We start from the raw sequence: 11,251 nt of genomic DNA on the forward strand, positions 1-11,251 counted from the left end.
GAACCGCCGTATACCGAACGGTACGTACGGTGGTGTGAGAGGTCGGAGGCTAGGCGCCTCCTCCTACTCGATTTATGCAACAAACGAGTGCGTTAGCTTAAGATCGAAGCCGTCTTTTGTTTCTCATTAGACACAAACTGTGCAATACCCTTAATAACGAGGGTTTAGGTTTAAAGACTAAAATGGATTATTATGGTATATTTAATGAAAAAAGGAGTAAGAATATGAAGTTGGTTCTTCAAGCGATTATTGGTTCAATTGCACTTCATGTTTTATACATAGTCTGTTTGATGTTAGTGAGTATTATAAAAACAAAGAGCTATAAACCAGATATTGTGAATGCATGGGATAAAGTAGACACCCTTCAAAAGGAAGCAGAGATTGTCGGTAAAGTTATACCACCTTATTTTTACGTATTATCTTTTGTTGGGGTAGCTGCGATTTGTGGAATTATCATTTTAATGTAGAGCAAAATATGAAATTAAAAGGGTGGGTTAGTAAAGGAGTGTTTTTTTGAAAAAGGTGTTAATAGGTGTCATTAGTATTGTGGTTTTATTTATAGGTGTCTTCTTTTTTCTGAAATTAAACCAACCTTTAGTAGCTTATCCAAGTGCTTCAGCGAATGATAAGCAGGTACAATTGGTTTCGGTAGGAAATAAAAGTCCATTTGATGATATTCAAATTGAAGAGGTTCTTGTCAATGATGAAGTTGTACCATCCAAAGTGAAATTACAAGTGAGTTATCATCCAAAAGGGTTTATTATCTCTGACAATTTTAATGGCGAAGAAGCAAGTGAATATACCTTCAAAGGATTAGATTCTATAACTCTTAAACCAAAGACAGACCCACAAAAGCAACTTGATAAAGTAAATGCTGGTACTGCAACAGAAGATGATGCCATATATGCTCTTTCGTTAGTGCATGAACATAGTATTGACAAAGTCGTAATTAAATACCGGCACCTTGGCATGCCACATGAATTGGTTGTGTCCACTAAATAAAGGAATGGTTGGACTGTGAAATCCTATACTTAAACTAATGGTGCTTTACCTCAAAGGGTGGTTACACAAGCAACCTTTTTGTTATGGAACGAAAGGGGCAGGTTAGTTGAATATGAAACTGTTAAAATAGTGATAAAGAAGGTGATCAGGGAAAATGGCTGCATTTCCAGAAGAAAATGACTTTCTGTCGTTATTTGAATGTGAACCATTGTTATTAGATACTACTTCAAAAGACTTGCCATTTTATTATAATAAAGCAACATACCGATTTTCTAATGGAGAAGAAGACTTTATTGTTACACTTTCGCCCTCCTATGGAGAAGTAAAAATACAAGTAACTCACCGTACTTCAAATAGATTGTTATCACTTTTGGACTTAAAACGGGTTGATAAATTCGAAATTACATCAGATAAAAAAGACCATTCAGTTGTACTATTAACAGTTGTTAATGAGGATTACCAACAAATGATTGAAATTGATTTTAAGCCTTATTTTAACCAGATTTTCAAAGAACATTTTACTGGGTAGCAAAAAAGTCTGATTCAGCTAATAGGTAATTTACTTCATTAATGAAGGTTGGAAATCAACTTGGAATAATTTAAAAGTGCATCAATCGTTCTTACTAAGTTAACGGGTGCAATAGCTGAAGAATGGAGCTGCCATAGAGGCTACTTTCTTGTTTCATAAACGGTGCTGAATAGGGAGAGAAGCTAGGAAGAAATTTTATAAAACCTATATACGTAATGGGTAGTATTCATCGTTTTTTTAACAAGAAAACTACAAATAAAGCAGTAAACAAAAATTGAGGAGGTATTGTAGTGAATCAACACCAAATCATAATTACTCAGTATAATCCCAAGTACGCTGAACAAACGGTGAAAATGTGGCGAGATAGTAAGGAACAGGCAATTGGTCAGAAAGAAATTCATAGCTTTGAAAATCACGTTTATTTTTTAAATAATATATTACCTGAACAGTTTCAAATAAATTTAGCGTTAATTGACGATAGAGTAGTTGGAATGATTGCTTCTAATGAAACGGAAATAAGCCAACTTTATATTCATATAGATTATCAAGGAATTGGTATAGGTCAAACATTACTAGATAAAATAAAAGCAAAATCAAGTGGGAGATTAACATTATATACATTTGAAGTAAATGAAAACGCACAACGATTTTATGAAAAGAATGGATTTAAAATCATTGGTAGAGGACACGAAAATGAAGAAAATTTACCTGATATTCAATATGAATGGATATCAAAATAAACAATGTTAACGGAGACTCCTATAGCTTTTTTATACCTGTAAAATTACTCCATAAAATGTATATTACTTTTTAATAATTCGTTAACCTTGAATGCTTATCCTTCTTCAACTATCCTGCCCCTCATATAAAAAAAAGCTGCCATAAAGACAGCTCCGATCTTCAGCTAACGCACCCGAGTTCATTAGGAAAAGCGAACCTTATTAAAAGAATCGCGCCCTACTGTGGAACAAAAACCGGTTGACATAAAGCTAATTTTAGGAAGTTTCAACTATATTCTTTTTCGTTTTTTACTGGTATAATATGGATGATTTTGTTAATGAGAGGGGAGAAAAAGATGAATCAACTTGTATTTAAGCAATTTGAGATGACAAGAGAATATTTCATCAAGAATGTAGAGTCCGTTTCTAAGGAACAAACTGATGTGCAGCCAGATGGTTTTAATAACACAATTCATTGGCATACAGGTCACGTTTTGACAATTACTGAACAAACTATGTTTGGTTTCCCGCATGTAACAACTCACCTTCCCATGAATTATATAGAATTGTTTGGGAATGGTACAAAACCAGCTGATTGGACAGGGAATATACCTGCTATGGATCAACTTATTGTACAGTTGAAAGGTCAATTAACTCGTATAAAGCAAATTTCTTCTGAACAGCTAGATCAAGATTTGGATACACCATTCCTAGGTTGTAAGACTGTTGGAGAACTCGCAGGTTTAACATTAATGCATGAAGCGACTCATATGGGGCAAATTCAGGCGATGAAGCGTATAATTGAACATGTAAGTGTTAAAAACTGAATTTAACAAAGTGTTATATTTAGATGAAAAAATCAGTCTAATAAAACTGGTTTTTTCTTTTGTTATATTTTATACATTATTAGTCTACATAACACTCTCTATTTTCATTTACTCCACTAACCATTCCCGTTTGTAAACCTCCTGATATCTTAATAATAATCTCCGGAAAATATACAAATTAATAATAACATTTTTTTAATTAATAATAATTTGAAGTCTTCATTTTTTATAATAGGTTAGAAGATATAACCAATAAACTATACTAGGGATACGTAAAATGCCTTTTTTGGTGAGATTACGATATTTCACTTTAATTTCATTTACAATAAGTAGAGAGAATATTTCGTCATTTAAAATTTAGTAAAATTAAATTATGTATTTAGGGAGGGAATGATTATGGATATTGGAAACGAATATTTAAAGATTGTAATCGAAAGGTTTAAAAGTGTAAAAAGCCTAGGAGATAAAACGATAAATCAATTATCCGAAGGGGATATACATTGGACGTATAATATCGAGTCAAATAGTGTTGCAGTAATAGTAAAGCATTTGAGTAGAAATATGGTTTCAAGGTGGACTGATTTTTTAACGTCAGACGGAGAAAAGGAATATAGAAATCGTGATGAAGAATTTATAGATGATATATCTTCAAAATCCGAACTAACTATTGTTTGGGAAAAAGGCTGGAAAACCCTAATTGATACATTAACTGGTTTAAGCGAACAAGATTTATTAAAAAATATATACATTCGTGGAGAAAGGCATTTAGTTTTAGAGGCTATTGAAAGGCAGATGGCACATTATGCTTATCATGTGGGGCAAATTGTTTTTATTGGTAAACAAGTAAAAGATAATAAATGGGAGAGTCTCAGTATTCAAAAAGGAAAATCGGAAGAATATTTAAAACAAATGCTTGATAAACACCAGGGAAAATAAACCAAGAATAGTATAACCCTGCTAAAAAAACACCTCGTTATTAAGCAGCGGGTGCTAGAGCTAAGGTCAGAGCTGTCTATATCGGGGAAGATTAGTACAAAACAATCTTTAGTAAATTTCATTTTGTTATAATGAAAATAAAATCATTACTATTATAGGAGATAAAATGTTTAACAAAATTATGGCTTGGGCGAGAAATTTAAAACGACAGATTTTTATCCTTTACTTTGCTTGTAAAGATGAACGGATGCCTTGGTATGCAAAGGTATTTACAGCTTGTGTTGTTGCTTATGCATTCAGTCCGATTGATCTAATACCAGATTTTATACCCATTCTTGGCTACTTAGACGATGTAATTCTCGTTCCAATAGGGATAATGATTGCATTAAGGATGATTCCAAAGAGTGTATTAACCGACTGTGAAGTTAAGGCAGAGGAAATGATGAAAAACGGTAAGCCGAAGAATTGGATAGTCGGCTCAATAATATTATTGATTTGGGTCTTAATTATAATATGGGCTATTAGTAATATTTATCGCTTAATCAACTGACAGATGCGATAGCTTAAGATCGGAGCTGCCTTTAAGGCAGCTTTTTGTGCGACGGGCAGTCGTATGGGATGCAGCTTTATTAAAAAACTAGCAAGTTATTATGTTAGAGAAGAGGTTAACAATGAAAAATAGAGAGGGAGCTATCGGTTACTGTTTGGGAATGGGTAATACATATGAAGATTATCCATTTCGTGATAAGAATTGGACGTTAATGCGACATATAGATAACAAGAAAGTGTTTGCGTGGATATTTGAAAAAGATGGCCATATTTGGATTAATGTGAAATGTGATCCCGGTTTTTTAGATTATTGGCGTCAGATTTACCATTCGGTAGTTCCGGCATTTCATCTTAATAAGGACCATTGGAATTCGATAATACTTGACGGTACTGTTCCAAAGGAAGCCATTTACGAAATGATAACACAAAGCTATATGTTAACTAAAAAAAATAATAGTAAAGTTAATTTCAAAAAGTGAAGGCATTGATTCAGCAGGAAGGATTTATGCCTTTTCCTTAAGGAACTAACGGGGGCAGTTTAGCTCTATAAGAAAAGTGGAAGGTTAATCCAATTACTAGTATAGTCATATGTACTAAATCCTTTTTGTGGTTCCATTCCTTGATCGAAGAATAATTCAGCTGAGGGGGGTACCAAATATTTTACATTGCTTTTATTTTTCGAGAAAATAAAGGTACAATTAATACTTATATAGCTTATTAATGATAAAAGATAATGAGGTAGGATAAAAATGATTGCAAAAACAGAAGAAGATTTTAATGGTTTGAAGGAAATTGGCAAAATTATTGCCTCCATTAGAGATGAATTGGTACAAAGGACAATTCCTGGCATAACGACCAAAGAACTTGATGATATAGCCGGAGAACTTTTAGAAAAAGCAGGTGCAGTGTCAGCTCCAAAAGGTGTATATGATTTTCCTGGCTATACCTGCATTAGTCTTAATGAAGAAGTGGCACATGGTATTCCGGGTCATCGGGTTATTCATGAAGGGGATTTAGTAAATATAGATGTATCTGCTTCAAAGAACGGTTATTTTGCAGATACAGGAATCTCATTTGTGGTAGGAGAAGGAGAAGAAGTATTAACGAAAATATGCGACGTTGCTAAAAAGGCATTTGAAGCAGGTCTTAAGAAAGCAAAACCCGGTTCCAAAAAAAGCAGAATCGGAAAAGCAGTATTCGAAACAGCGAGACAACATGGATTCACTGTTATCAAAAACCTTACAGGACATGGTGTTGGACGTAGAATACACGAAGCACCTGACCATATTTGCAATTATTATGATCCATGGGATAATGAAATATTAAAGGAAGGGATGGTTATCGCATTCGAACCATTTATCTCAACCTTTGAAGAAGAAGTGCTCCAAAAAGAAGACGGTTGGACATATGCTACAGAAAAAAGCTATGTAGCTCAATTGGAACATACTATTATCCTTACTAAAGATGGTCCGATTATTGTCACACTTTAATTCAAGCGAGGATTCGATTGGTGTATCCCACATCAACCCACTTAAATAAGGGAGTTGCTTTGGCAGCTCTTTTTCTTATGAGCTAAAGGGGCAGGATAGTTGAAGAAGAAACAATTTGAATAGTAGATAAAAAAACAACCCAATAACCATAAATCGGGTTGTTTTTTTTGTTGACACAAGACTTATCCTAATGTTAGGATAAAAAAGCACTAAGTTTAGGATAAATAATATTAGGTTAAAGGGAGAGAAAATAAATGACTGTTTTATCAATTATTCTTCAAAGCATATTAGGATTAGGATTCCTAATGTTTGGATTTATGAAGTTCGGTTCAAAGCAAATGGTGGATGAATTTGGGCGTTATGGGTATCCAGGAGGTTTTAGGATATTTACAGGTCTGGTTGAAGTTATTGGAGCAGTATTAGTTATCTCAGGTATTTGGAATGATAAGTTAGCTGCGTGGGGTGGTTTATTTATTGTTGGGACAATGCTTGGGGCAATTTTCACACACATCAAAATTAAAGATTCTGTAAGCAAAATGATGATGCCGATTGTTTTATTAATTCTTGGATTAATTGTATTACTTATAAATTTTGGCTCATTGCTTTAATTATTAACATAAAGGAGGAATTAGAATGGATATTAAAATTATTAAACCACAAGATCAGGCGTTTGGGCAGTTTGATGGCGGTAAAATAATAGAACAAAAACCCATTGGCTTTTCTGGAGAAGGATCACTAATAAATAGGCTAGGACCATTATTTTACTGGGCATGGGCAAAATCTGAGGGCGAAGGTGGTATTGGTTTTCATCCTCATCAAGGTTTTGAGATATTAAGCTACAACATTAAGGGGAGAGGTCGTCACCAAGATACGCTTGGTACGATTAGCGAAGTAGGTGCTGGTGGTGTTCAGGTGATGCAAACCGGCTCAGGTGTGCAACATGCCGAATCTCTTCTTGAGCCGTCAGAAGGGTTTCAAATTTGGTTCGAGCCGCACTTAAGCAAAGCCATAAAGCGAACACCCACTTACTCAAAATACGTGCATGAAGATTTCCCAATCACTTCGGAAAACGGTGTAATGATTAAGACGATATTAGGTGAACATTCACCAATCAATCTCGTGACAGATGCCAAAATGTACGATGTTGAACTTGGAAATGGTGCAACCTATAATTATGCTCTTTCACCTAATCGGACACTAGCTGGTTTAGCTATTAGAGGTAATGGCGGTGTTATTGATGAATTGGAGGTTTCATTTGATAATAAGGATTTCATCATTATTCAATCAGAGAAAGTTGAAAGCTTTACCATTCAGCCTAAAGGTGAAGAACTTCGGATGCTGCTAATAGAAATTCCAGTTGAAGTTGATTATCCTTTATACAGAAAACCAAGATAACCTAAATTGAATTTTAAAAATTATTGTAATAGGAGGTTCGGTGAATGTATCAAGGAGATGAACAAAGTCAGTTGGATTTGAGGTTGTTACGTGTTTGGATGAAAGCTTCCCAAGCTGTTGCCGAAAACGTACTGAAAGATATTGAAAGTCATAATATTAGTAGGGAAAATTTTATGATTCTTGAATTGCTTTACAGTAAAGGTCCGCATCCTGTCCAAAAGATCAGTGAGACGTTCTCTATTCCAAGTGGAAGTATCACCTATGTCGTAGATAAGTTAGAAAAGAAAGGGTTTGTAGAAAGACAACCAAACCCTAATGATAGAAGGGCTTCTAATGTCGTCATAACGGAAGAAGGAAAAGCACTTTTTGACAAGATTTTCCCAAAACACGTTGCAACAATCTCAGAAAATGTTTCATTCATTACTAACGAAGAGAAAGAACAATTAATTTATTTATTAAAGAAAATAGGAATAGGGGCACAAAGTTTATAAGCCCCATTACTAACTAAAGGTTCTCTTGAGGATCTTTAATTTTAATAAAAAAAATACGAGCGAAATTTAATTCACTCGTATTTTTTTAAAACGATAGCTGCATTATGACCTCCAAAACCGAATGAATTGGATAGACCAATACTTATTTCCACTTTACGAGCAACACCTGGTACATAATCTAAATCACATAATGAATCAGGCTTTTCTAAGTTGATGGTTGGAGGAATAATTCCTTCCTTTAAACTTTTTGCCAAGGCAATTGCTTCCACGCCTCCTGCTGCTCCTAACATGTGACCAAGCATAGATTTATTAGCTGTTATTGGGATTTGATAAGCTTTTGATTCAAATAGTTTTTTAATGGCCAGTGTTTCAGATCGATCTCCCACTTCTGTACTTGTTGCATGAGCGCTAATAACATCAATCTCTTCAGGAGAAACTTTTGCATTTTTCAAAGCCATTTTCATTGCAAGATAGGCTCCTTTACCTTCTGGGTGTGTAGCTACCATATGATAGGCATCAGAACTCGCACCATACCCAATGACTTCTGCATAAATTTTTGCATCTCTTTGTAAAGCGTGAGACAAAGATTCCAAGATTAAAATTCCTGCTCCTTCTGACATGACAAACCCATCTCGATTTACATCAAAAGGACGGCTAGCTTTAGTTGGATTATCGTTTCTCGTTGATAATGCTGTAGCATTACCAAAACTAGCTAAAGATAAATCTGTTATAGCTGCCTCTGCTCCTCCTGCAAAAACGGCATCTGCTTCTCCAAAGCGAATAAGTCTGAATGCCTCACCAATAGCTGTATTTCCGATCGCACAAGCAGAAACAGGTGACATAGTAGGTCCCATTGCGTTCCACTTGATACTAATTTGGGCTGCGGCAGCATTTGAAATCATGGCAGGTACCAGGGTTGGACTAACTCGTCTTGGACCTTTTTCTCGAAGAGTATCCACATTATCAATCAATGTTTCAATTCCTCCTATCCCCGAACCAACATATACGCCAAGTCTTTCAAGATTGATATCATCAATATTTAAATTAGAATCAGTCCAGGCTTGTTCAGCAGCAGCCAAAGCAAATTGAGAAAAGCGATCTAGACGTCGGGCTTCATTTTTTCCTAAAATATCATCTGCATTAAAATCACGAATAATTCCTGCAATTTTTGCTTTATGATTGCTTACGTCAAATGTATCAATAGAGGAAATGCCCGATTTCCCTTCAGTCAGATTTCTCCAAAATTTATCTACGTTGTTTCCAATAGGAGAGACTACTCCCATTCCGGTAATAACGACTCTTTCCATTTTTCATCACTCCAATGAATAGTATACTTGTATTATACTTCGGGATTATCCTATTACAAGTGAGTGTTTATCCTGGTATAATAACTACTAAGTTAAATGTTATGATGGAGGTTTTAGAAATGGATGATAAAAACAGACTTGAAGCTTTGTCTTCATTTTTAAAAACGAAGCGATCCCAAATAAAGCCTGAATCTATCGGTATACCTGCTGGTACACGGCGAAGAACACCTGGCTTACGAAGAGAAGAAGTTGCACATTTGGCTGGAGTTAGTACTACTTGGTATACGTGGCTGGAGCAAGGTCGGGATATAAAGGTCTCTACAAGCGTATTGGATTGCATATCTACAGCTCTACAATTAAATAATGATGAACGAGAGTATCTATATGATTTAGCTTTAGAAGTGAAATCACCCATTATTGATCGAAAGAAGGATCAGCCAAAACTTAGTCCTTCTTTGGAAAGAATTTTAGCTGAGTTGATGTACTGTCCTACTATCATTACAGATCGACATTGTCATATTGTAGGCTGGAACAATGCTGCTGCACATGTATTTTTAGATTTTGAACAACTCCCAGATGATCAACGAAATTTGATCCATCTAGTATTTACAAGAAAAGAATTAAAAGCATTAGCTGTGAATTGGGAGCATTTTGTTAAGGGGTTTCTTTCCATTTTCCGTGCCTATTATGGTCACTACTTAGGTGATGAATGGTATAACCTATTTATTAAAGAAATGAGTAATTCTCACCCGGAATTTCAGTCTTTATGGCAAGAAAGTCAAGTGAGTAAAGCTCCAGAAATGATGATTGAATTTAGACATGCTAAAGCCGGAAAGATGTTGTTTAATTTAACTTCTCTTAAAGTCCAGGGGGACATGGACTTAAGGTGCAGTATCTATACACCAGTAGATGGAACAGCTACAGAAGATAAATTAAAACGATTAATGAAGAAAATCTCCATTGAAAGTTCATAAACCAGCAAATTTACTGTGCCGAAAAATGCCAACTAAGGTGTTTTTTCTTCTTAAGCTAACGGGGGTAGCTTAAGATTGGAACTGTCTTTATGGGGAACATGTCTTTTGTGTCGCATAATCAAAGTGTGGGAACAAATAAATTGGAAATCATAAAAGAAACTATTCTCTTTAATCATTTTCAAGTAGCTCAATTATTCTATCAAGTTTTTGTTCTATGCTGTGTTTACTTAACTTAAAATGGTTAGTTCAATACAGTGTCATTAATAAAGGCTCTTTTCGTAAAGATTGTTGTTTTTAAAACGAAACTATTTAAGGTTGATTGGAGCGGAAGTGCGAGACTCCTGCGGGAGCAGCGGGACAGGTGAGACCCCACAGGCGTTTACGCCGAGGAGGCTCACCGCCCGCCCCGCGGAAAGCGAGCATCTGGAGGGGAAATCAACCACAACTCACTACCTGGTAAATAGCAACAAAGTATGTGAAAACAGCCTTAATAAAAGAAGATCCTTCAAAAATGAAGGATCCCCCTAAATATCATTACTCGATGCGAAGGGCTTGGATGTCTCGGCAGTCAACTATAAGGATAGTACCGGGTTCTCCCTCTTCGTCCCTGAATCGGGCACAACAAGTATTTTTGTCAAAGGCAAGGAAGATAACATCTTCAAGAACTGTGCCTCCAGATAAAAAAACGTCTACTTCTGTACCAGGACTCAAACGGCGTAAAGTATTACATATACATCCATTGCATCTTTTACGAGATGAACTGGATTGGCGGCTCGATGAATTTTTTTTACTCATCATTACATCCCCTTTTCATTAGCTTGTCTAATAACATATGAAAGGGAAAACAATCTGGAGTGGACAAAGTGATTGAATGCTTGGCCCATTTTTGAGTTAATTAGGCTTTTTTTGTTCCTTGGGCTACGAGGGACAGTGATGATACACTTAGTTATTTTATGGCATTCAACTTAGAGCATCATCATTCGGATTCTATATTTTCACGAACGTCTTTTACCCATTCTTTCGAGAATTTTT

Annotated in this window: 15 protein-coding genes and 1 pseudogene; 13 read left to right on the top strand and 3 right to left on the bottom strand. The window is 35.3% G+C overall.

Annotated features, from left to right (window positions below):
• Window positions 1–224 precede the first annotated feature (224 nt).
• From N9I19_RS22630 to N9I19_RS22685, 12 genes are all read left to right on the top strand, one after another.
• On the top strand, window positions 225–467 hold the full coding sequence (locus N9I19_RS22630; protein ID WP_289337123.1) for a hypothetical protein: 243 nt from the start codon (window positions 225–227) through the stop codon (window positions 465–467).
• Between the two features lie 46 nt (window positions 468–513).
• Entirely contained in the window at window positions 514–1,002 is a 489-nt protein-coding gene (locus N9I19_RS22635; RefSeq protein WP_317779050.1) for a hypothetical protein, read from the top strand.
• A gap of 154 nt (window positions 1,003–1,156) precedes the next feature.
• A complete protein-coding gene (locus N9I19_RS22640) occupies window positions 1,157–1,531 on the top strand; it encodes a hypothetical protein (RefSeq protein ID WP_317779051.1) in 375 nt (124 codons plus the stop codon).
• Between the two features lie 290 nt (window positions 1,532–1,821).
• Entirely contained in the window at window positions 1,822–2,271 is a 450-nt protein-coding gene (locus N9I19_RS22645; protein ID WP_284469824.1) for a GNAT family N-acetyltransferase, read from the top strand.
• 335 nt (window positions 2,272–2,606) lie between these two features.
• Window positions 2,607–3,077, top strand: coding sequence for a DinB family protein (locus N9I19_RS22650; protein WP_317779052.1), 471 nt, complete (start codon window positions 2,607–2,609; stop codon window positions 3,075–3,077).
• Between the two features lie 396 nt (window positions 3,078–3,473).
• Complete coding sequence (locus N9I19_RS22655) at window positions 3,474–4,013, top strand: DUF1572 family protein (protein ID WP_317779053.1); 540 nt, start codon at window positions 3,474–3,476, stop codon at window positions 4,011–4,013.
• 166 nt (window positions 4,014–4,179) lie between these two features.
• On the top strand, window positions 4,180–4,563 hold the full coding sequence (locus N9I19_RS22660; protein ID WP_317779054.1) for a YkvA family protein: 384 nt from the start codon (window positions 4,180–4,182) through the stop codon (window positions 4,561–4,563).
• Window positions 4,564–4,684: 121 nt separating this feature from the next.
• Window positions 4,685–5,041: an MmcQ/YjbR family DNA-binding protein gene (locus N9I19_RS22665; RefSeq protein WP_284469827.1), complete on the top strand. Its 357-nt coding sequence runs from the start codon at window positions 4,685–4,687 to the stop codon at window positions 5,039–5,041.
• 270 nt (window positions 5,042–5,311) lie between these two features.
• Window positions 5,312–6,052 carry a type I methionyl aminopeptidase gene (gene map / locus N9I19_RS22670; protein ID WP_061465100.1) on the top strand — a complete coding sequence of 247 codons (741 nt, stop codon included), beginning with the start codon at window positions 5,312–5,314 and terminating at the stop codon, window positions 6,050–6,052.
• Window positions 6,053–6,306: 254 nt separating this feature from the next.
• Entirely contained in the window at window positions 6,307–6,660 is a 354-nt protein-coding gene (locus N9I19_RS22675) for a DoxX family protein (RefSeq protein ID WP_081108899.1), read from the top strand.
• 25 nt (window positions 6,661–6,685) lie between these two features.
• Window positions 6,686–7,447: a pirin family protein gene (locus N9I19_RS22680; RefSeq protein WP_317779055.1), complete on the top strand. Its 762-nt coding sequence runs from the start codon at window positions 6,686–6,688 to the stop codon at window positions 7,445–7,447.
• Window positions 7,448–7,491: 44 nt separating this feature from the next.
• A complete protein-coding gene (locus N9I19_RS22685) occupies window positions 7,492–7,938 on the top strand; it encodes a MarR family winged helix-turn-helix transcriptional regulator (RefSeq protein WP_317779056.1) in 447 nt (148 codons plus the stop codon).
• 71 nt (window positions 7,939–8,009) lie between these two features.
• On the opposite strand, the gene fabF is transcribed toward N9I19_RS22685, so the two are convergent.
• A complete protein-coding gene (fabF, locus tag N9I19_RS22690) occupies window positions 8,010–9,245 on the bottom strand; it encodes a beta-ketoacyl-ACP synthase II (RefSeq protein WP_317779057.1) in 1,236 nt (411 codons plus the stop codon).
• Between the two features lie 119 nt (window positions 9,246–9,364).
• Between fabF and N9I19_RS22695 the strand changes: the two genes are divergently transcribed.
• Window positions 9,365–10,219 carry a helix-turn-helix transcriptional regulator gene (locus N9I19_RS22695; RefSeq protein ID WP_061464629.1) on the top strand — a complete coding sequence of 285 codons (855 nt, stop codon included), beginning with the start codon at window positions 9,365–9,367 and terminating at the stop codon, window positions 10,217–10,219.
• Between the two features lie 168 nt (window positions 10,220–10,387).
• Here N9I19_RS22695 and N9I19_RS25360 read toward each other — a convergent pair.
• Window positions 10,388–10,447 (bottom strand): annotated as a pseudogene (locus N9I19_RS25360) (DUF4083 family protein); the annotation flags it as partial.
• A gap of 306 nt (window positions 10,448–10,753) precedes the next feature.
• A complete protein-coding gene (locus tag N9I19_RS22700; RefSeq protein WP_317779058.1) occupies window positions 10,754–11,014 on the bottom strand; it encodes a hydrolase in 261 nt (86 codons plus the stop codon).
• Window positions 11,015–11,251: the final 237 nt, after the last annotated feature.

The organism is Peribacillus sp. CSMR9 (genome assembly GCF_033141925.1).
GTDB lineage: Bacteria > Bacillota > Bacilli > Bacillales > DSM-1321 > Peribacillus > Peribacillus simplex_A.